This is a genomic window from Nioella ostreopsis, from assembly GCF_004000255.1.
Classification (GTDB): domain Bacteria; phylum Pseudomonadota; class Alphaproteobacteria; order Rhodobacterales; family Rhodobacteraceae; genus Nioella; species Nioella ostreopsis.
Map to the genome: position 1 here is coordinate 161,741 of NZ_RCIQ01000002.1, position 20,918 is coordinate 182,658.

Here is a 20,918-nt window from a genome sequence, read left to right on the forward strand (position 1 = left end):
CATTGCCGCAGTGTTCCAACGCACGACCATCGCCCGTTGAGCGACTGTTGAAGTTGGCGATCCCGGAAGGACTCGAAGCCTCAACCTGCTGATTAGAGTCAGGATGCATTGATTTTCAAGGTGCTTGTTATTCACGGCTCGGCAAACGGAGCGGTGACATGAGCGACCTTAGCTGGCAGACCGACGCACAGATGGCCAAGCTTTTCCCGTTTTCCCAAAGTCATATGGCAAGCTAAGGGTCGGTGACAGACGGGTGCCGAGTGGGATTATCTTCATCAATCGCAATGGGCTGCGTTGGCGAGACGCTCTGGTAGCCTAGGGCCCGCACTAGTCACTGTACCACCGTTGGAATCGCCCTCTCTCACACTTACTGCGCATGTGTTGCCGATCAATGGGAGCGAGAAAGGCATCTTCGCGCGCATGATGGTGGGACTGGCCGCCGAGTACGGCGAACAGAAGACCGCGATGATCCCCTCTCGGGACATCACTTCGTGATGCCCTGCCGGGCAGTGGACGCGACGTATCTGAATGCCCACCGGGCAGCGACCAGCATGGGCGTGAGGAAGGGGGTCGTGTGCGCCTGATCGGGCGCACAAAAGGCAGCATGAACACCAAATTGCATGCCATCTGTGACAGCAATGGACGTCCACTTGACCTGTTCGTCACCGCCAGTCAGGTCAGCGACTACATCGGCGCGCGGGAGTTGCTCAGCAATCTCCCGGAAGGCGACTGGCTGCTCGGAGACCGAGGCTACAACGCTGACTGGTTTAGAGACACGCGGAAAGACAAAGGGATACGCGCTTGCTTCCCCGGCCGGAAGCAATGCAAGACGCCGGTCAATTATGATAAGCGCTGCTTCAAACATTGCACCCGAATTGAGATCATGTTCGGCAGGCTCGAAGACTGGACGCGAGTGGCGACACGCTTTGACCGCTGTCCCAAGGTCTTCCTCTCGGCCATCGCGCTCGCAGCCGTCGTCATCTACTGGTTGTGAATCCTGACCCGAATGATCGCAGATTACCTGGCAAGCACTGCACGACTGATCAGGGCTCCTGACAACAGAAGGACTACGAGACCCATTAGGTCACCCAGAACAAATAGCGCCATGCTCCACAGTGTTTCCGTAAAGTACAGCGACCTAAAAGTGACGATGTGCAACAACAACGACGTCACTACGGCGGAAATGATTCCCGCCACCAAAAGAGTACGCCAACTTCGCAGCGAAAAAACTTCTTGCTGATCCCTGAATTTCTCCCAATCCAGAAGGTTGAAAACGAGGGGTGGCGTGGCATATACAACCATTAAATTTACCCATGTCTGGGCATCATTCAGATCGCCGCCAAAAAATATTATGCTGATAGAAAGAGCCGCAGGCAGCAAGTAAAAAATACTCATCCAACCTTCAAAAAATGCAGACACAATTCGCACACCAAACGGTAGAAAAATCAGTATTGGATGGGTCGCCAACTCTGGAATAAAGGCCATTTGGATTGGACTGATCAATAAGATTGAGATTGCGGCCGCCAAAAATAGACTGCCGCTGTGTAGGCAAGTTTTAAGGGCGCTAGTTGCGATGATTGCAGTCAGGTTGAAGTAGATTGAATCTAGTCTGGGCATTTGGGCCTGTAGCACTACACGGCCGTTCGCGCGATTTTCAACTCCTTGGCAGTTCGTATACGCCTAAGGGAAGGTCGCCGCTGCGAAAGACCATGCCTTTCGAGACAAGTTTTCGAAGCGTCCGATGAAAAGTGGGTTGAGACATCGATCGCAACGTTGGGTGGGTTCGGACGACCTCCGTAGAGCAAGTCCGTTTGTCGTTTACTTGGTGAGACAACTCATAAAACGCTATCAGTATATCGCGCTCGTTCCTTGTCAGAGGAGCCAAGCCGATATCTGTTTCCATTTCGTGCAGCAAGAGGCGCAGTTTCGCCAACTGTTGCATTACGGTCTTGTCCAAGACGTGTTCCGACCTTCAGCTTCAACGATTGCATTTGTAGCATACCTCACTTGCGTTTTGAAGGGGTCAGCAGCGTTTAGGGGTGACGTTTACGTCAAAAGGTCCCGTGGCGCTTCAATCGATGGGCTGACCGCTTGAGAGCACTTTCCATTGCGTCTTCCAGATCGTAGGCGTCAGCAGGCGTCCGGAGTGCTCCATCTGCGATCGACCTTGGATCGAGGCTGTCAGCATTCTTTGCAAATTCGCTAGAAAGCAGAAGCACCGTAAGCTGAGGATTTCGATCCCGCATGCCGAGAAGCCAATCGATGACACTTTCGCGGCTGTCGAACTGGTCGACATCCAATGCGAGTAGGGTTGTTGTACCGTCACAGTGGAGTGCAAAGCTCTCAGCGCTTTGAATTGAGGGGCAAAACCCCAAAGATGCCATCTTGGGAGACACTGCGGTAAAGACATGCAGCAAGCGGCTGTCGGGGGGCGCGGACAGGAGCACATCGATGCCCCATAGCGATTCGTTCTGCTTCGACGAAAGATGGTCAAACCGGCGAAACAAACGATCAGCGTTGTCCCGATCCTCAGAACGCAGTCGGCTTCCTGCGCTTGGTTCGTCGACATTGTATACCAAACGCAAGGGTGGATGCCGCAAACGGTATCTTGTCTTCTTCGGGCTCATCTTCGCGACTCCTCAATCATAGTCAATCTGACTGCGATATGGGGTCGACTACCTAATTAGTCAAATCAAATTCGAGCTGTCTTGAAATGGTCATTTTTTGCTAATTTCGCCTTATTTTCGGCATAATTTTAGTAAGTATTTGGTTTTGTTGATGGCCTGGAGGGATCCGGGCGTGGAACGAGGCACAAGGGTTCATTCGCAGTTGTGCCATGTCAGAATTGCTCTGCCCGGACCATCGGTGCAGATGTTTCCGGTCATGCGCTGCTTTTTGGCGGTTCGGCATATTGCGCTGCGGTGCGGTATTTCAACTTTGCAGCGGCGGGCACGCAGGAAAAATACTCGTCGACTCGCTTGATTATGCGCGCGCTTGGCCGTTTCATGGGTGCGAGGACCGGCACGCGACCGGCCAAGAGAGGGAGAATTCACATGCGTATCCTGCAATCCACGGCGCTTGCGCTGGTTCTGGGCAGCACGGCGGCTTTCGCCACCACGACCGATATCACGATCGGCATGCAGCTGGAGCCGCCCAATCTGGACCCGACCTCTGGCGCTGCCGCCGCGATTGACGAGGTGGTCTATGCCAACGTGTTCGAGGGGTTGACTCGCTTTGCCTCTGACGGGTCGGTCATTCCGGGCCTTGCCGAAAGCTGGGACATTTCCGAGGACGGTCTGACCTATACGTTCCACCTGCGCGAGGGCGTCATGTTCCATGACGGCACCAGCTTTACCGCCGAAGATGCGGTCTTCAGCCTCGACCGCGCCCGCGCGGAGGGATCCACCAATGCGCAAGGCGCGCTCTTTGCTGGGATCGACAGTGCCGAGGCCGTGGATGACACCACGCTTGTTGTGACGCTGTCGGCTCCCAATGGCAGTTTCCTGTTCAACATGGCCTGGGGCGATGCCGTGATGGTGGCCCCCGAAAGCGCCGACACGAACGCCACCAACCCCGTGGGCACCGGCCCGTTCCGCTTTGACGAATGGGTGCAGGGCGACCGGGTGGAGCTGGTCCGAAACCTCGACTACTGGGGCGAGCCCGTGGCGCTGGAGGCCGCGACTTTCCGCTTCATCTCCGACCCCAATGCCGCATTCGCCGCGATGATGGCCGGTGATGTCGATGCCTTCCCGGTCTATCCCAGCCCCGAAACCCTGGCCCAGTTCGACGCAGACCCGCGGTTCAACGTGATCGTTGGCTCAACCGAGGGCGAAACCATCCTGTCCACCAACAACATGGCCGATCACCTGTCGGATGTGCGTGTGCGTCAGGCCATTGCCCATGCGATCAACCGGCAGGACATCATCGACGGGGCCATGTTCGGGTATGGCACCCCCATCGGCACCCATTTCGCGCCGCATAACCCCGACTATGTCGACCTGACGGACCTGTCCCAGTACAATCCCGACCGCGCTCGTGAGCTGCTGGCCGAGGCCGGGGCCGAGGGCATTACCCTGCGCCTGATGCTGCCGCCGCCCTCCTACGCGCGTCGCGGTGGCGAGATCGTGGCCGCGCAGCTGCGCGACGTGGGGCTGGACGTGGAAATCTCCAACCTCGAATGGGCACAGTGGCTGGAACAGGTGTTCCGGGGACATGACTTCGACCTGACCATCGTCAGCCATACGGAACCGATGGATATCGGTATCTACGGGCGTGATGACTACTACTTCCAGTATCAGTCCGAGGCGTTCAACGCGGTGATGGAAGAGCTCAACGCCACCACCGACCCGGCGGGCCGATCCGCCCTTCTGCAGCAGGCGCAACGGATCATTGCCGAGGATTACGTGAACGGCTACCTCTTCCAGCTGGCCAAGACCGGTGTCGCCAACGCGGATATCGAGGGGTTGTGGGAAAACTCGCCTACCCAGGCCATCGACCTGACCGGGGTCCGCTGGACCGACTAAGGTCTGCCCCGCTGACAGCCCCCGCCGCGAGGCGGGGGTTTTTCTTTGCAAAGGTTCCCGAACATGGCCCCGCCCCCGTCGCCCCGTGTGAACAAGGTGCTGCCCGGTGTGCTTCTGAGCCTGCTGGCGATCCTGCTGTTCGACCTGATGGGGCTGGTGATCAAGCACTTGTCCACCACCTATGGCGCGGCAGAGCTGTCGGCGTGGCGTAACCTGTTCGGTCTGATCCCGGCCAGCATCGCGCTGTGGTCGACACGAAGCTGGCACGCAGGAGGGCGCAAGCTGCGCCTCAGGCAATGGCAGATCCCGGTCATTCGGGGGCTCGCGGTGACCGTCGCGCAGTTCTGCTTCTATCTTGCGCTCGGGCGCCTGGCCTTCGCCACGGCCGCTACGATCTCCTATTCCAACGCCTTGTTCATCCTCGTGTATTCCGTCCCGCTCCTGGGCGAGCGCGTGGGCCTTTTCCGATGGTCTGCCGCGCTTGTGGGGTTCGCCGGTGTGGTGATGGTGATGGGACCGGGACGCGACAGCTTCACATGGGAGGCGCTGCTGCCCCTCATCGCCGCCGCGCTCTATGCTTTTGCCGGCGTGTCCTCGCGGATGATGGACGAAGACGTGCCAAGCCCGCTGATCAACCTGTGGTCCTCGTCAGTCTCTGCCATCGGGGCCTTTACGCTTGCCATGACGCTTGGCGGATTCACCGCGCCCGCGTCTCTGGCCGATATGGGCTGGATCCTGCTGATGGGGCTCTGCGGGGGGTCAGCGGTGCTGAGCATGGTGGTGGCCTACCGAATGACCGAACCCGGAAACCTTGCCCCCTTTGCCTATCTGGGCATTCCCACAGCCTTCGTTCTTGGCTGGCTGTTCTTCGGGGAAAGCCCGTTCTCAGACCTGTTTCCCGGGGCCATCCTGATCATCGCTGGCGGGTTGATGATTCTCTGGCGGGAGCGGCGCATCAAGCGACAGACCTGATCCGGGCGGGACCAAATTCCTTGAAAGGAATTTCAAAGGATCTTGCAAGATCCTTCCCCCCGCTCAGATGGCCACCGGTGCGCCGTCATCCTCATCCGCGATATCCAGAACCACCGCCCCGCGCCGGTGGCGCCCTTCCACATGGAGATAGCCTTCGCGGATCCGTTCAAACGGATACACCCGGTCGATCAGCGGCTTCAGATGCCCCTCGACCACCAGACGCGCGAGCATCTGTACGCCTTCCTGGCTGTCGCCATTGACATGCAGTTTCATCCGGGGGCCTCGCCCCAGACCGGACCACACCGCCCGAGGCACGTCGCCCAATCCGAAATTCAGCGGCAGAAACAGCCCGTTTGGCGCAAGGATGCGCTTGGCCGAACGAAAATCCATTGCACCTACAGAGTCGAAAATCACATCGAACATCGTATCGCGCCGACTGACATCCTCTGTCTGGTAATCCACGGTCTCTTCGGCGCCGAGCGCCCGGACATAGGACAGGTTCTCGCGGCTGGCGACGCCCGTGACCTCGGCACCCAGCCACCGGGCGATCTGTACCGCGTAGCCGCCAACCCCGCCCGAAGCCCCAACGACCAGCACCCGCTGTCCTGGCTGCACATCGGCCACCTCGCGCAGGAATTCCAGTGCGGACAGCGCCCCGAAGGGCAGTGCGGCCGCCTCTCGATCCGACAGGCCACCGGGAATGGCGGCAATCGCGCCCTCAGCCGACATTGTCATATATTCCGCATGCGCTCCGAAGCCGCTGAACCCGAACACCCGGTCACCGGGTTTGAAGCGGGTCACGCCCGCGCCGACGGCGTCGACAACCCCTGCGAAATCCCCGCCCAGAACCGTCTTTCGGGGCCGGAAAAGGCCCGTCATCAGCCGCCCCGGCAGCCACAGTCCGCCGGGAAAGGCCGATGCGCGCAACCGCCAGTCCGCGGTGGTGATTCCGGCAGCGTTCACACGCACGAGGATATCGCCCGCGCCCGGTACCGGCCGGGGCATCTCGCGCGGCATCACAACCTCTGGGCCGCCATATGTCTTGTAGGTCATCGCTTTCATGGGTCATCTCCTGTTCGCTGTGGCGGCAGGGATAGACCAAGGTCAATCATGCGTGAATTGAGAGAATATGCAATCGAACCATGCATGAATGCATGAAAAAGCCCCCGCCGGATCGCTCCGCCGGGGGCCACGCCTGATTAATAAAGCTTACATAGGCGGGATGGCGAAGAACATGGTCTCGCCCGAGTGGTCATCGACGCCGTCATTGTCGGTCGATACCCACATCGTGCCGTCGGGCATGATCGCCAGGCCCTCGATCTTGTCCAGCACGTAGCCGCCGGTCGAGGTCAGGTAGGGGATCAGGTCCACGACCAGTTCGTGTTCCACCACCGGCAGATCGCCGCCAAGCGGTGCGGGCACCATGTCCGCCAATGCCACGCGGGTGATCTGCTTGGTCACCGCATTGGCGCCGATCTGGTTGTCGCGCTCGATCAGGTAGATGTAATCGCCATGGGCGACGATCTCCGACAGGCCGACCCAGCCGGTTTCCGGGTCGGTCAGCTCGTAGCGCACCGCGCCCCAGTCGCCGGTTGCGGTGTTGTAGGCCACCAGCTTGACGTGGTTTTCCGGGTCGTCGCCCCATTCGCGCTGCACGGCCATCCACAGGGTGTCGCCCACCATGGTGATGCCTTCGAAGCCGAAGCGGCGTTCCACGGCCAGCAGTTCTGCGGGCAGCGGGATCGACTGCTCGATCTCGCCATCGGCGCTGATGTGGTAGATCCCGTGCGGGATCATCCGGTCGGTGCGGCCTTCCGAGGCCACCCAGAACCCGCCGTCGCCGTCCAGCGTGATGCCTTCCATGTCCAGCATCTGGGCCGGGCGGCCACCGCGGGTCACCGGTATCGTGTCGATGATCTGCGAGGGGCCATCCATCGACGGATCGATGACGAAGATCGTCGGCTGGAAGCCGTAGAAGCTGTCATTGACCGCGTAGATCAGGCCGGTTTCCGGATCGGCCACCATGCCCGAGATCGCGCCCCATCCGGTCAGCTCGTCCATGCCAGCGCTGGTCAGGTGCGGGTAGACCGCCGGTGCGTCCTGGTATTCGTAGATCATGACATGGCTGCGCGCCGCGCCGTCTTCCAGCCCGTCGACCTCATTGGCCGAAATCAGCAGCCCGCGCTCGGGGATCACCACGTAGCCTTCCGGCCCGATGCCCGATGGCAGAAGTTGATCCAGCACCGGATTGGCCGGGTCGGTCACGTCATAGACGCCCACGACGCTGGCCCGTTCGGCCCCCACGAAGACATAGGGTGTGCCGGCGAAAACCCCGAAGGTCACCGATTCCGGCTCTACGCCCTTGGCGTCGGACCGGCGGTCGGGATAATGGCCAATCTGCACGATGGCATGCTCGAAGGAGACGCCGGATTCGTAGACCACGGTGCCGTCCTGATGGAAGATGGTCCAGCCGCGCGACCCGCCATCCATGTCGCCTTCATTGGCGGTGGCGAAGTGGCTGTCGTCGATCCAGGTCACCGCATCGGGTTCGCGCAGGCGACCGGGCTGGCTGCCGTCAAAGACCAGCGCGGCCCGCTCGTCAATCGTGTCGATGCCCTCAAGGTCCACCGACCCGGCTGAGAAGTGGCTCAGCACCTCACCGGCGGCGTTCAGCACCACCATGTGGTTGTTTTCCTGCATCGTCACGACGATCTCGTTTTCCGAGTTGATCGCAACGAATTCGGGCTCCGGATCCTCGGGCGACACTTCGGCCAGGCCGGTGACATCGGCCATGATCATCGCATCGCAATCCATGACGCCATCGGACAGCGGCACAATGGCGACATAGCCCGCAGGCATCTGGCCGGTGCGGCCGTCGCCCAGATCCTCGTCACGCTCGTTCTCGATCGCAACGGCGATGAAGCTTGCGTCCGGCGCCACGGCAACGCTATCGAGCTGGCCACCAAGGTCGCAATCGCCAAGGGCGGCGCGGCTGTCGACATCCAGCGCCAGCAGGTGGCCGGACGTGTTGACGTAATCGGCAGAGGTGTTCACGCCGACATAGGCGGTCTGACCAATGACGCTGACCGAGGTCGGCTCTCCGTCCAGGGCCACAACCCCGGCGGCAACGGGTGCGGCGGGGTCGGTGATGTCGATGAAGCCAAGGACTTCGGCAGGGCTGTCGGTATAGACCAGCGTCATGCCATCGGCGGTGGCGGCAATGATTTCGGACGAGGATTCCTCTGCGTCCGGCGTGTTTTGCGCCACGGCAAACGAAGCGATGCGATTGAAGTTCATATCTGCCAGTGCGGGGCCAGCCATCAGGACGGCGGCGGTGCCAAGCAGAACGGTGCGATAGGTCATGTGTTGTCTCCAGAGGTTGGACACCTCCCCGTGCCGCAGACATGTGACACCAGGATCACGCTAGCATGAAAGGCTTGTGAAACTATGCCTCGCGGCAGGGTCACGGGGGCTGGTCTCGGCCAGAGGGGCGGCGCGTTAATTTTCGAAAGCGCGCTGCGATGAGCATCTTCTGGCAGGACGTGCCGGGCTTCATGATAAGTGACAAAGTGCTACTTGCAACAGATATTGCTTAGATCAATAAATGCGAATAATTTATTGCATGACGGGGATTCGAAGGGTATTGCGCTGACACGGTTTCGGGCGGCACGGGATCGACCCATGTTTGTTTATCGGGCCTCTCGAACGGGTCGGGCAAAAAGGAAAACGCTATGTATGAAGGATTTGGCCAGTTCGTTGGCGGGGCATGGCGCGGATCGGACCAGCGGGCAGAGGTGGCGTCCCCTGTCACCGGGAAACCCCTTGGCGCGGTCCCGATTGCGCGCCCCGAAGATACGGTTGCCGCGATAGATGCCGCTGCAAAGGCGCTGCCCGCTCTTGCCGAAATGGGGGGATTTGCCCGTGCCGACGCACTGCACCGGATCGCCGATGAAATGGCCGCGCGGGCGGATGGAGCGGCGCGGATGATCTCTGCCGAGACTGGCAAGCCGATCGCGCAATCAGGCCGCGAATGGGTGCTCTCGGTCGATCAGTTCCGCTGGTATGCCGAGGAAGCGCGCCGCATCTATGGCCGTGTTGTGGAAAGCCGCGTGCCGGGGGGTCGGTTCGAGGTCACGCGCGAACCGGTCGGCATCGTCGGGGCCTTCACCGCATGGAACTTCCCCGCCTCTCTGCCCGCACGCAAACTTGCCCCGGCGCTTGCGGCCGGTTGCCCCGTGGTCCTGCGGCCCTCGTCCCAGACACCGGGTGTGGCCATGGTGATGGTCGACTGTATTCGCGCGGGCGGGCTGCCGGACGGGGCGGTGAACCTCGTGGTGGGCACAACGGCAAACACCTATGGCCCCATCATGGCCGATCCCCGGGTGCGAAAGGTGTCCCTGACAGGGTCCACCCGCGTGGGTCAGCAGATGATCCGCGACGCGGCGGAAACGGTGAAGAAGGTGTCGATGGAACTGGGCGGCAACGCGCCTTTGATCATTTACGACGATGCGGATCTTGATCTGGCGCTCGATATGACCGTGCCCGCCAAGTTCGCAAATGCGGGGCAGGTCTGTGTGACCCCGGACCGCTTCTTTGTCCATGATAGCCTGCATGACGCCTTCGTCGCAGAATTCGCCCGCCGCGCCAGCGCGATCCGGCTTGGCGACGGGCTGGACCCGGACACCGAGATGGGGCCGCTGATCAATGCCAGCCGCCTGCAGGAGATCGACGCCATCGTGCAGGAGGCCGTGGCAGCAGGGGCAACGCTGGAATGTGGTGGACAGCGGGCATCCGGCTTCAATGCCGGGCATTTCTACGAACCCACGGTGCTGAGCAACGTCGCCGATGACATGCGTGTCTTTGCCGAGGAAAACTTTGGCCCCATTGCCGCGATCACCCGGTTCACGGATGAGGATATGGTTCTGGCCCGCGCCAATGCCTCACCCATGGGGCTGTCGGCCTATGCGTTCACCCGCTGCCCCTCTCGCGCAAGGCGCACGACTCGGGCGCTGAAATCGGGCATGGTGGGGATCAATAGCTTTGCCCTCGCGGCGTCCGAAGCGCCGTTCGGCGGCACCAATTTCTCCGGCCTTGGGCGGGAAGGCGGCAGCGAGGGGATCGAGGATTATCTCGACACCAAGCTGGCGCAGATCGTGTTCTAAAAGGGGGACATCATGCAGAAAAACAAGCTCAAGGCCCTGTGGGATGCGGGCCAGCCCGCGCTGAACGGCTGGTGTTCCATCGGCAATCCCTTCACGGCAGAGATCATGGCCGCGCAGGGTTATGACAGCGTGACCATCGACATGCAGCACGGCGCGCTGGACTACGCCGCCGCCCTGCCGATGTTGCAGGCGATGAAGGCGTCTGGTGCGACCCTGATGGCACGGGTGCCGTGGCTCGACCCCGCCGCGATCATGAAGGCGCTCGATGCGGGGGCCATGGGCATCATCTGCCCGATGATCAACAGCGCGGACGAGGCCGCAGAGTTCGTCAGCTACATGCGCTATCCGCCCCATGGGCAGCGCAGTTTCGGCCCCACCCGCGCCGCCGTGGCGATGCCGGGCTATGGTGTGGCCGCCAATGACGAGGTGCTGGCGCTGGCGATGATCGAAACCGCCGAGGGCATGGCAAACCTGGAGGCAATCGCCGCGACGCCGGGTCTGGATGGCATTTATGTCGGCCCTGCCGACCTGACCCTTGGAACACAGCAGGGGCGGCTGCCACCTGGCTTCGACCGCGAGGAACCCGAGATGCTGGAGCTGATCCAGCGCATCGCGGACACGTGTCGCGCCAATGGTATCCGCGCCTGCATCCATTGCGGCACGCCGGACTATGCCGCGCGGATGATCGGGATGGGCTATGCGCTGACCACGGTATCGGGCGATTCCCGCCTGTTGGCCGGGGCTGCGGCCGCATCGGTGTCCGCATGGCGGGACCGGGTGGGGCAGAACGCCAAGTCCGCCGACACCGGGGGAACCTACTGATGCCCCGTCTTCTGGTTGCTGGCAAACTACACCCGGCGGGTGAAGCGCGGATTGCCGAGCTGCGCGCACAAGGCGTCGAGGTGGACTACGTGGAGCAGATCTCGGAAGAGGCCTACCTGCCCTATGTCGGAACAGCAGACGCCATGGTTCTGCGCACACAACCCCTGACCGCAGACACAATCGCCAAGGCCCCGCGTCTGAAGGTCGTGTCGCGCCACGGGGTTGGGTATGACGCCGTTGACCTGAAGGCGCTGAACGACCGCGGCATCGCCTTGACCATCGTGGGCGATGTGAACTCCGTCTCTGTCGCGGAACAGGCGATGATGTTCCTGCTGGCGGCCTCGAAACGGGTGCTGCGGGCGGATCGCGCCGTTCGCGACCCGGCCCAATGGGGCTGGCGCAACCGGCTGGAGCAACAGGAGATTTCGGGCAAGACCCTGCTGATCGTGGGCTACGGTCGCTCCGGTCGCAAGCTGGCAAAGATGGCGGCGGGGTTCGACATGCAGGTCCGCGCCCATGACCCCTATCTGGAACGCATGGGCTGGCCCGATGGCCCGGTGCGCCCCGTTTCGCTGCACGAGGGATTGCCATGGGCCGATTGCATCTCGGTCCACATCCCGAAAAGCGACCGGCCGATCCTGGGCGCGGCGGAACTGAAACGCTGCAAGCCCGGTGTGATCATCGCTAATACCGCAAGGGGTGGTGTGATCGACGAGGCCGCGCTGGCAGACGCTCTGGCCAGCGGGCAGGTCGGGGGTGCTGGCGTTGACGTGTTCGAAACGGAACCGCCCGGCGCGGACATGCCACTGGCGGGATGCGATACTGCCCTGCTGACGCCCCATGTGGCGGGGCTGACGGCAGAGGCCAGCGAGCGTATGGCGCTGGCATCCCTTGAAAACGCGCTCGGGTTCCTTGATGGAACCATCGAGCGAAGCCTTATCGTAAATGCAGAGGTGATTGATGTCTGACCGCACATCCCTGAACATCGGACTTATTGGCACCGGCTTCATGGGTCAGGCCCATGCGCTTGGCTATGCGACGGCGGAGAAGGTCTTTGACCTGCCTTATGGTTTGACCCTGCGGACTGTTGCTGACGTGACCGAGGAGGCCGCCGCGAAGGCCGCCAAACGCTTCGGGTTCGATAGCTGGACCACCGACTGGCGCGACCTGCTCAGTGACCCCGAGATCGACGTGATCGACATCACCGCCCCCAATGCGCTGCACAAGGAAATGGCGCTGGCGGCGATTGCGGCGGGCAAGCATGTCTATTGCGAAAAACCGCTTGCGCCGCTGTCGGCTGACGCGCGTGAAATGGCCACCGCCGCCAAGGCCGCCGGGGTCGTGACGCAGGTCGGGTTCAACTACCTGTGCAACCCGATGATGGGGCTGGCCAAACAGATGATCGAAGCGGGTGAACTGGGCGAGATCCGCAGCTATCGCGGCATCCATGCCGAAGACTACATGACGAATGCCAGTGCCCCCCATTCCTTCCGCACCGATCCGGCGGGCGGCGGGGTGCTGGCTGATCTGGGCAGCCATGCGCTGGCCACGGCGGAATATCTGTTGGGTCCGATCACCCGCGTGATAGGCGATTGCGTGACGGCCATCGACAGCCGCCCTGATCGTGATGGGACCCCTGCGCCAGTGCTGGTCGATGACGTCTCCCGTGCCTTTCTGCGGTTTGAAAACGGCGCGACCGGGTCTATTGAGGCCAACTGGATCGCCACGGGCCGCAAGATGCAGCATGATTTCGAGGTTCACGGCTCCAAGGGCGCGCTATTCCTGAGCCAGGAGCGGTTAAACGAACTGCATTTCTATTCCACCGAGGATGCACCCGGCCGCCGCGGGTTTCGCAAGATCGAAGCCGGGCCCGAGCATGATCCCTATGGGCTTTTCTGCGTCGCGCCGGGCCATCAGATCGGGTTCAACGACCTCAAGGCCATCGAGATCGCAGGCTATGTCGGGGCCATTGCCGGTCAACAGTCGGAACCCTTCGGGTTCGACGCCGGGACTCGTATTCAGCATCTGGTGGAAACGATCCTCGCATCCTCTGCCGATGGGGGCTGGAAGGCGGTCTGATCCGGCCTGTCGAAAAAGCCGAGGCTGCGCCGTCCAAAACCCCTGCGCCCATGGGCGGGGGCAGCCCGTGCAGACGCTACCCGGCTTCCGGTCCGGTCAGCCGCGCGAAATCCTGCATGTCGACGGCTGCTTCCCGGATGGCCAGCGACAGCAGGTCGGCGCCGTGTTCGGGCCGGGCCAGTTCCGACCAGGATCCGACCCGTCCGCAGGGAAATTCGGCGCGGTGCTCCTCGGGTGGCCCGTGGCGGTCGCCCGCATGGGCGGCGCGGAAGGCGGCGTCGAGCGCCCTTGGCGCGGGTAGGGGCGCGCGGTCGATGCGGCGGTGCCGGGCCTGGGTGATCGCGATCTCGGACGGGGTGGCGTGCATGCCCTCCCACTCGCCGTAAAGGCTTTGCCTCAGGGCATTCGTTTCGGGGTAGTCCCACCACGAGCGGATGCGCATCGACAGGGGCGCGGTGTCGGCCAGCGCGCGCAGCGGGGCGAGGTTGGCGCCGTGACCGTTCAGAACGTAGAGCCGCCGGAACCCATGGGTGGCGAGCGCGGCGATGATGTCGGACAGGAGGGCCGAAAAGGTCGCCTCCGAGACCGAGATCGTGCCGGGGAAGGCCATGTTGAACGGGGCGGGCGTGTAGGCCACCGGCGGCAGCATGATCGTACCCGCCTGCGCCGCCGCACCCTCGGCCACTGCTGTCGCGCAAAGCGCGTCGGTGCCGATCAGCCCGATCGGCCCATGCTGCTCGGTGGAGCCCACGGGCAGCACTGCGTCGTCGCGGGTTTCAAGGTAGGCCTCGACCTCTTCCCAGCTCATCTCCTGCAAGATCATGCGGCCCCCGTCTTCTGCGCGGCCCAGTCTGAAAGAACGGCCCGGTAGGTGGCAAGATGGGGCGCTGTGGCGGGCACCCCGTCGCCGGCCCGGATCATCGCAGGCAGGGGCAGGTCGAGCCCAAGCACGTCGTCCAGTGTTTCCAGAACCGTGCCCACGGCCCAGATCCCGCAATCGGGGAGGCCGGGGCTGGAAAGGCCGGAAAGGAACGGCCCATCCCCGGCAAGCTTCTCCAGCATTTCCAGCGGGCGCAACAGCGCCTCGCGCGCGGCCTCCGGCATGGGCTGTCCGGCCCCGACCAGCGGGAACAGCGCCCGCACCACCGGTTCCAGCCGCGTATCGACCAGCCGCGAGAGGGCGCGGGCGCGTGCCCTTGCGCGTGGCTCAGCGGGCAGCAGAGGGCGCCCGGTGCCGGTCTCATCCAGGTATTCGACGATGGCGTCGGACTCGGTCAGCACGAAATCGCCCTCGACCAGCGCCGGGATCGTTCCTTGTGGCACGATTGCCCGGTAGGTGGCGCTGGCATAGCCGCCCGGCGGCGGCGTTTCCGGCAATGCCACCCCTTTCAGGGCCAGCGCCAGCCGCAGCTTGCAGCTGTAGACGCTGATCGGCAGGCCGTAGAGGATGCGTTCAGTTGCGGCCATGAACCCCGGTTCCCATCCGCCGTTCCATCACCCGCACACCCCAGGACACCAGCAGGATCAGGATCAGGTATTCCAGCACGAGGAAACTGTAGATTTCCAGCGGGCGGAATTCCGTCAGCGTCAGCTCGTTCGCGCGGCGCGTGAGTTCCTGAAAGCCGATGACGGAGACCAGCGACGACATCTTGAGGATATAGACATACTGATTGCCCAATGCAGGCAGCACGGCGCGTACCACCTGCGGCAGGATCACCAGCCGCATCGTCTGCCACGGCGACAGGCCGAGACTGCGCGCCGCCTCGCCCTGACCGACCTTGATCGACTGCAGGCCCGAGCGGAAGATCTCCGAGGTGAAGGCGCTGTCTGAAATGGCAAGGCAGATCAGCCCCGTCACGAAGACGCCGAACTGGATGCCGGTCAGCGACGGCAGGCCGTAATAGACCCACAGGATCATGACCAGCAGCGGGATCGAGCGGAAAAACTCCACATAGACGCGGCTCAGGCGATGCACCCACCTGCGCTTCGAGATGCCCATCAGTGCCACCAGAAGCCCGATGGTCAGCGAGATCATCATTGCCAGGGTCGAGATCGAGATCGTCGCCCAGAACCCCATCAGCAGGAACGACAGGTTGGCTTGCCCCCGCCCGTCGGCAGGCGACAGGATATACCAGGCGAACGTATAGCCCCCGCCCGAACCGGAGCCCGAACAGCCAGCAAGGACCAGCACCGCAACCGCAAGGAGCGCTGGCAGCCGCCAGCGCCCCCGGGCTTCGAAAGAAGCTTTGGTCATGTCCGGCTCAGCTCTGGCCAAGCCACCGGCGATTAAGCCCGTCAAAGAAGCCCTCGGTCCGCTTCAGCGTGACCCAGGTGTTGACGAAGTTCAGCCAGACCTGATCGTCCTGTGCCACGACATAGGCGAAGGGCCGGCGGTTGCGCATCTCGGAGCCGGGCACGAGGATGCGCAGTTCCGGGAAGCGCGACACGAGAGTCCCGCCCTCGACATTCGAGGTGATGGTCACGTCGGCACGGCCCGACAGCACCTCCTGGAAACCGGTTGCGGGCGACTGCACCCCTTGAATGTCGGCATCGGGGAAATGGGCGCGGGCCTGTTCCTCGAACACGGTGCCCATGGACACCGCAACCCGAACGCCGGCCTGGTTGATCGATTCCCAGGTTTCAAAGCGACCGGCATTTCCGGCCAACGACAGCGGCACCGTTCCCGCCTCGGTATAGGGCACCGAGAAAGCCGCGACGCGCGCGCGGGAAACATTGACCGACGCGCCCGAGAAGATGTCATAGCGGTCGGCGGCGATGCCTGCGGTGATTGTTGCCCATTCGGCGACCACCCATTCGATCTCTACGCCCAGGTCGGCGGCAAGCTGCGTCATTGCCTCGATATCATAGCCCGCGCGGCTGTTGGTGGCCGGGTCGCGGAAGGACATCGGGTTGAAGTCCCCGGTGGTGCCGACACGCAAGGTGCCGCTGCTGAGAATACGCGAAAGGCGCGATTCCGCGATATGGGCCTCGGCTGGCGTGGTGCTGGCCAGCATCACCCCCCCGGTTCCAAGCGCGGCAGCAACGAAAACGTCCCTTCTGTTCATGATAGTCATCCCCTGTTGTTGTGTGTTGGTAACGAAGCCCTGTGGCAATACGCCCAAGAGCGGCCTTGATCCTGCACCGGAACACGTGGCCGGGGCAGGTTTTCCGTGTGTCTGACCGGTGATCTCTCATCATTCCGGTCGTGTCGGGGTCGGACAGCCCCCCAGTGTCTCAGGAATTCAGAAGTCAGGTTCGCCCGATTATCCTGAGAATACATCATAGGGCGATATTCCCGGTGGGAAAGGCTGCGGTGCTGCAGCCTTTGAAAAGCCTGCGCAAGGCGGCGGGGCCAGGCATAAATCCCGCGCTCCCGTGACGCGTCGCCATGATCCGACCCCTAAGTGCGTTGCGTGGTGTTTAACATGCTTGCAGGTGGTGCAATAATTCGTCAAGAAAAATGTCAGCGAGCCCGAAAATGTGATCGGGCCCGGACAGCCTGTGTCGAACGGCCAATCCCGCCCCGGTCTTGCCTTCTGCGGGTTCGGAGCGCTTTGCTGAAGGTGCCGCATGACCTTGGCCAAACGAATGCCGACACTGAAAGCCTGACCTGTCGGCCCGAAACGAACCTCTGGCCGTGTTGATTAACGGTTTGAAAGGGTTTGGGTCCGGGTTGCGGTGATTTCCGTCGCCAGCACAGGTGATTTTCTGCGTGATGTCATGGAGTTCACGACGCGTTTCCGGACGTATCGCGCCGGTTCGGGGGGCAATCCGGAGCGACAACCCCTTGGACATGCACGCGCCACGCGAAATAGGGCGGCGCGTGCATCTCATCCGTGAGTGTTCGGGCGCGGATCAGTCTTTCGATTTCGCAGCCGGATGCAGGAAATCGATCCAGTGCGGAGCCGGCTCCGACGCGGACCGGCGGCGGGTGCCGGGGAACAGATCGCGCAGGTCGAAAGCGGCCATTAGGAAACTGAAGGCGTGCAGGTTATGGGGCGTGTTGGGCATGGGGCTGTCTTTCGGAAAGAAGGGAGGTTCAGCCCGCGCCTCTACGCGTCTGCCTGATTTTTAACCACAGTTGAATCCGCAACCCCGGGTTGCCCTGCCTGCAATGGTTTGATGCTCAAATGATCCCGCGGTTCAGCTCTTCCGGGGTGGCCTCCACGGCCCAGAAGGCCCGTGCCTCGGGCGGCAACTTGTCCAGAACCCGCGCCAGATCGGCGCTGTTCATCACCCGCCACAGCGCGAAGGCCGTGGCCTCGATGGCGTTGTCGGGCGTCAGGTTGTGATTGCGACGCAACGCCTGCGCCTCGCGCGTCATCTCGGCCCGCGTGCCGAAGGGCAGGGGCGGCGCGGTCACGTCCCAGTCGCGGATGAAGATTGCCGACAGCACGGAGGGCAGGGCGCTGGCGAACAGAATGCCCTGCTCCGGCGTCAGGCGGCGGCGGAAGGTGTGGAACACGCCATCGACCGCCGTATAGGCCATATTGTCCGACTCCAGCCCCATTCTCTCTTTCGCGTCGTCCAGAAACGCCCGGAATTCCCGGCTGGCATGACGATAGGTCCATGGCATCGGCATGGGGCGCCCCTTCAGGTCAGCAGTTCCCGCAAGGTCAGGGCCATGACCTTGGCGCTGTCCATCATGTCCTGCACCCCAACCCATTCATCCGGCTGATGCGCGAGGTCGAGAATGCCCGGCCCATAGGCGATGCAGTTCTTCAGCTTGCCGATCCGGTCGATGTGTTTCTGATCATAGGTGCCCGGGGACACCACGAATTCCGCCTGCTTGTGCAGCACTTTCTCAATCGCTGCCTGAACGGTTTTCACAACCGGAGCATCCTCATCGGTCATCGAGGGGATCACTTCGAACAGATCGCGGATGTCATATTCGAAATTCGGGCGGCTGGCCTTGATCCCTTCCAGCATCCGGCTGACCTCGGCCTTCACCTCGGTCAGATCCTCCTCGATCAGGAAACGCCGGTCGATGACGATGCGGCAGCGGTCGGCGACGCAGGGCGCGGGCAGGCCGGTGTAATCCGCGTCCTGTTCCGGTTCGCCACCATGGATGGAGTTCACATTGAGCGTGGATTGCTTTGCCCCCTCCGGCACCACCGGCATCTCCGTGCGCTTGCCCGCCAGCAATGGGTAAAGCGTGCGCTCCATCTCCTCCAGCACCGCGCCCATATGGCGGATGGCACTGTCGCCGAGGAAGGGCATGGAGCCATGGGCGATGCGCCCCTTGGTCTCGATTTCGGCCCACCAGACACCGCGATGGCCTAGGCAGATGCGGTCCTTGTTCAAGGGTTCGGGGATGATCACATGCTGGACTTTCTCGGGCGAGAACCAGCCATGCTCCGCCAGATAGGCCACCCCGCCATAGCCGCCCGATTCCTCGTCGGCCGTGGCGCTGATCTCGATGGCGCCGGAATAGTCGGGAAAGGCTGCGATAAACGCCTCCGCCGCAATCACCGACGCCGCCAGCCCGCCCTTCATGTCACAGGTGCCGCGCCCGTAGATGCGCCCGTCCTTCAGCTCGCCGCCAAACGGGTCGGTGGTCCAGCCATGGCCGACCTCGACCACGTCATGGTGGCTGTTGAAATGCACGCACTCGCCGGTGCCGCCTGCCCCCTGATGGCGCGCCACCATGTTCCAGCGCTGGTATTTCTCGCTGTCGGCGGGTGCGCCATGGGCGCGGATCATGTCCACGTGGAACCCCTTGCGCCGCAGCCGGTCGCCAAGGAAATCGCAGATGTCATGGTAGTGCAGCCCCGGCGGGTTCAGCGTGGGAATGCGGACAAGGTCTTGCGTCAGCTGGATCAGGTCCCCCTCGCGGGCGGCAATCTCTGCAAACAGGCGGTCTAGGCTCGGATCATCAGTCATGGGCTGCACTTTGCGCCCAAGGCCATCATGCCGCAAGCCCTCGCATTTGGCTTGGCGGTCCCCATCTGACAGGATAGGGAAAGGCCATTCGACGGGAAGGATTTGACCGATATGAGATGGGTTCGCTGGATTATTCTGCTGCTGATCGCGCTCTTCATTGGCGGGTTCCTGCACTATACGCTGCCCGGCCGCGACATCGTGCGGATCACGGGGACAGAGATCATCCGGGCGGACCTGTCAGGCTGGAACCGGATGTTCTATGCCCGCTCGGACACCGGAAACACCGACGGCACCAACCGCGATCTGCGGCTGATCAATACGACCCAGCCCGATGGCGATGTCAGCGTCTATCGCAACGAGGACACCGGCTTTGGCTGGCCGCCTTATTTCAAGCTCGACAGCTCCAACCTGCACGCAGAGGCGGCAGATCTGACCAGCACCTCGGCCAACCCGCAATGGGTCATGATCACCCATTACGGCTGGCGCATGCCGGCGCTGTCGATCTATCCCAATGCGGTGGCCATCCGCGCGGTGGACGGTCCCGACGCCAGCTTTTTCCCGTGGCTCAATATCGTGATCCTGGTTCTGCTGGCCGCGTTCTTCTTTTTCCTCTGGCGGCTTTGGGAACGGTTCGAGGACCGTGTGATCGACCCAACGGTCGATTGGGTTCTGGTCCGGTGGGCCAAGCTGAAAGACCGCGTCTCGGGGCGCTGAAGGTCTCGATTATCCCGGCTTAGGCAAACCTGACAAAGGGGCGTCGATCTGTGTGCACTCTCAGGCAGGCAGGGTCCTGTAGCTGGCCGGCTCCGTCATGCGCAGGATTTGAACGGCGAGCACTTTGGCGGCGCTGTCGCGTGCAATGCGTGTCAGGCAGAGAAGCCCGGTATGACGGTCGCAGGCCAGCGCGACGGAGTCGCCCATGCTGGTGACCTCGGCATGCAGCCGGTCCTCCAGTGTTGCCGTTGGCAGGTCGAGCGCGTGGAGGAGGGGGAGGAACTCCACCGGCTGATCCTCGTCCATCGCGGGCACCAGCCCGGCATCAATCAGGATCACCTCCAGCGCGATCCGCTCCCCACCGGATTTCAGCGTTCGACTGAGTGCCTGAACCCGGCCCGAGAAGAATTCCCGCTCCGCGTCAACCGGGTCACGCAGGTCCAGCCGGGCGCGGAACGGCTCAAGCGGAAGGGGGGTCGCATCAGGCAGGAAAAGGCGGCGCAGGTCCGGCGGGGCAGACGGCATTGCCGGTTCAGGCTCGGCCACCACGGTGCCGCGCCCCGGTTTGCGGCTGAGATGACCCTTGGCCTCAACGGATATGAGGGCCCGACGCATGGTGCCCTGGCTGACGCCGAATTCCTCGGCCAGTTCAAATTCGTTGCCGATGCGCATGCCGGCGGGCCACTCGCCGGATGTGATCCGGCGCAGGAGTTCGGTCTCGGCTTGCTGGTACAGGGGCACACGGGCCATTTGGGTCTCCGGT

General features: G+C 62.6%; 19 protein-coding genes and 1 pseudogene. 8 read left to right on the plus strand and 12 right to left on the minus strand.

The features are described from left to right. Nucleotides 1-158: 158 nt before the first annotated feature. Nucleotides 159-994 (plus strand): annotated as a pseudogene (locus EP237_RS03310) (IS5 family transposase). 23 nt (nucleotides 995-1,017) lie between these two features. Here the strand turns inward: EP237_RS03310 and EP237_RS03315 are convergent. Then, nucleotides 1,018-1,617 carry a hypothetical protein gene (locus EP237_RS03315; protein ID WP_164744603.1) on the minus strand — a complete coding sequence of 200 codons (600 nt, stop codon included), beginning with the start codon at nucleotides 1,615-1,617 and terminating at the stop codon, nucleotides 1,018-1,020. Between the two features lie 434 nt (nucleotides 1,618-2,051). Further along, on the minus strand, nucleotides 2,052-2,627 hold the full coding sequence (locus EP237_RS03320) for a hypothetical protein (RefSeq protein WP_127558087.1): 576 nt from the start codon (nucleotides 2,625-2,627) through the stop codon (nucleotides 2,052-2,054). 426 nt (nucleotides 2,628-3,053) lie between these two features. Here EP237_RS03320 and EP237_RS03325 point away from each other — a divergent pair, with 426 nt between their 5' ends. Both EP237_RS03325 and EP237_RS03330 read left to right on the plus strand, forming a co-directional pair. Beyond that, complete coding sequence (locus EP237_RS03325) at nucleotides 3,054-4,523, plus strand: ABC transporter substrate-binding protein (protein ID WP_127558089.1); 1,470 nt, start codon at nucleotides 3,054-3,056, stop codon at nucleotides 4,521-4,523. A 63-nt stretch (nucleotides 4,524-4,586) separates the two neighbouring features. Then, nucleotides 4,587-5,495, plus strand: coding sequence for a DMT family transporter (locus EP237_RS03330; RefSeq protein WP_127558091.1), 909 nt, complete (start codon nucleotides 4,587-4,589; stop codon nucleotides 5,493-5,495). Between the two features lie 63 nt (nucleotides 5,496-5,558). On the opposite strand, the gene EP237_RS03335 is transcribed toward EP237_RS03330, so the two are convergent. Further along, a complete protein-coding gene (locus EP237_RS03335) occupies nucleotides 5,559-6,557 on the minus strand; it encodes an NAD(P)-dependent alcohol dehydrogenase (protein ID WP_127558093.1) in 999 nt (332 codons plus the stop codon). A gap of 147 nt (nucleotides 6,558-6,704) precedes the next feature. Beyond that, nucleotides 6,705-8,858 (minus strand): esterase-like activity of phytase family protein, encoded by a 2,154-nt coding sequence (locus EP237_RS03340; protein WP_127558095.1) that lies wholly within the window; start codon nucleotides 8,856-8,858, stop codon nucleotides 6,705-6,707. Nucleotides 8,859-9,226: 368 nt separating this feature from the next. Here EP237_RS03340 and EP237_RS03345 point away from each other — a divergent pair, with 368 nt between their 5' ends. Genes EP237_RS03345 through EP237_RS03360 form a run of 4 tightly spaced genes read left to right on the plus strand, consistent with a single transcriptional unit; the run spans nucleotide 9,227 to nucleotide 13,558 of the window. After that, nucleotides 9,227-10,657, plus strand: a complete 1,431-nt coding sequence (locus EP237_RS03345) for an NAD-dependent succinate-semialdehyde dehydrogenase (RefSeq protein ID WP_127558097.1) — start codon at nucleotides 9,227-9,229, stop codon at nucleotides 10,655-10,657. Nucleotides 10,658-10,669: 12 nt separating this feature from the next. After that, nucleotides 10,670-11,479 (plus strand): HpcH/HpaI aldolase family protein, encoded by an 810-nt coding sequence (locus EP237_RS03350; RefSeq protein ID WP_127558099.1) that lies wholly within the window; start codon nucleotides 10,670-10,672, stop codon nucleotides 11,477-11,479. Continuing rightward, a complete protein-coding gene (locus EP237_RS03355; protein ID WP_127558101.1) occupies nucleotides 11,479-12,447 on the plus strand; it encodes a hydroxyacid dehydrogenase in 969 nt (322 codons plus the stop codon). Before EP237_RS03350 ends, EP237_RS03355 begins: the two co-directional genes overlap by 1 nt. Further along, complete coding sequence (locus EP237_RS03360; RefSeq protein WP_127558103.1) at nucleotides 12,440-13,558, plus strand: Gfo/Idh/MocA family protein; 1,119 nt, start codon at nucleotides 12,440-12,442, stop codon at nucleotides 13,556-13,558. The genes EP237_RS03355 and EP237_RS03360 overlap by 8 nt, the downstream gene beginning before the upstream one ends. Nucleotides 13,559-13,634: 76 nt before the next feature. Here EP237_RS03360 and EP237_RS03365 read toward each other — a convergent pair whose 3' ends face one another. The 7 genes from EP237_RS03365 to EP237_RS03390 all read right to left on the minus strand — a co-directional run bounded on the left by EP237_RS03365 (nucleotide 13,635) and on the right by EP237_RS03390 (nucleotide 19,441). Continuing rightward, nucleotides 13,635-14,381 (minus strand): creatininase family protein, encoded by a 747-nt coding sequence (locus tag EP237_RS03365; protein ID WP_127558105.1) that lies wholly within the window; start codon nucleotides 14,379-14,381, stop codon nucleotides 13,635-13,637. After that, the gene (locus EP237_RS03370; protein ID WP_127558107.1) at nucleotides 14,378-15,025 is read right to left on the minus strand and encodes a glutathione S-transferase family protein; all 648 of its coding nucleotides are present in this window, start codon (nucleotides 15,023-15,025) and stop codon (nucleotides 14,378-14,380) included. The genes EP237_RS03365 and EP237_RS03370 overlap by 4 nt, the downstream gene beginning before the upstream one ends. After that, nucleotides 15,012-15,812 carry an amino acid ABC transporter permease gene (locus tag EP237_RS03375; protein ID WP_127558109.1) on the minus strand — a complete coding sequence of 267 codons (801 nt, stop codon included), beginning with the start codon at nucleotides 15,810-15,812 and terminating at the stop codon, nucleotides 15,012-15,014. Before EP237_RS03375 ends, EP237_RS03370 begins: the two co-directional genes overlap by 14 nt. Nucleotides 15,813-15,819: 7 nt before the next feature. Beyond that, nucleotides 15,820-16,623, minus strand: coding sequence for a transporter substrate-binding domain-containing protein (locus EP237_RS03380; RefSeq protein ID WP_127558111.1), 804 nt, complete (start codon nucleotides 16,621-16,623; stop codon nucleotides 15,820-15,822). A 790-nt stretch (nucleotides 16,624-17,413) separates the two neighbouring features. After that, nucleotides 17,414-17,569 carry a hypothetical protein gene (locus tag EP237_RS23035; RefSeq protein ID WP_164744604.1) on the minus strand — a complete coding sequence of 52 codons (156 nt, stop codon included), beginning with the start codon at nucleotides 17,567-17,569 and terminating at the stop codon, nucleotides 17,414-17,416. 115 nt (nucleotides 17,570-17,684) lie between these two features. After that, nucleotides 17,685-18,140, minus strand: coding sequence for a DUF2267 domain-containing protein (locus tag EP237_RS03385; RefSeq protein ID WP_127558113.1), 456 nt, complete (start codon nucleotides 18,138-18,140; stop codon nucleotides 17,685-17,687). 11 nt (nucleotides 18,141-18,151) lie between these two features. Further along, the gene (locus tag EP237_RS03390) at nucleotides 18,152-19,441 is read right to left on the minus strand and encodes an acetylornithine deacetylase/succinyl-diaminopimelate desuccinylase family protein (protein WP_127558115.1); all 1,290 of its coding nucleotides are present in this window, start codon (nucleotides 19,439-19,441) and stop codon (nucleotides 18,152-18,154) included. 111 nt (nucleotides 19,442-19,552) lie between these two features. Between EP237_RS03390 and EP237_RS03395 the strand changes: the two genes are divergently transcribed. Further along, nucleotides 19,553-20,155 carry a DUF1523 family protein gene (locus EP237_RS03395; RefSeq protein WP_127558117.1) on the plus strand — a complete coding sequence of 201 codons (603 nt, stop codon included), beginning with the start codon at nucleotides 19,553-19,555 and terminating at the stop codon, nucleotides 20,153-20,155. A 60-nt stretch (nucleotides 20,156-20,215) separates the two neighbouring features. Here the strand turns inward: EP237_RS03395 and EP237_RS03400 are convergent, their stop codons facing one another. Next, entirely contained in the window at nucleotides 20,216-20,905 is a 690-nt protein-coding gene (locus EP237_RS03400; RefSeq protein WP_127558119.1) for a GntR family transcriptional regulator, read from the minus strand. Between the last annotated feature and the right edge of the window lie 13 nt (nucleotides 20,906-20,918).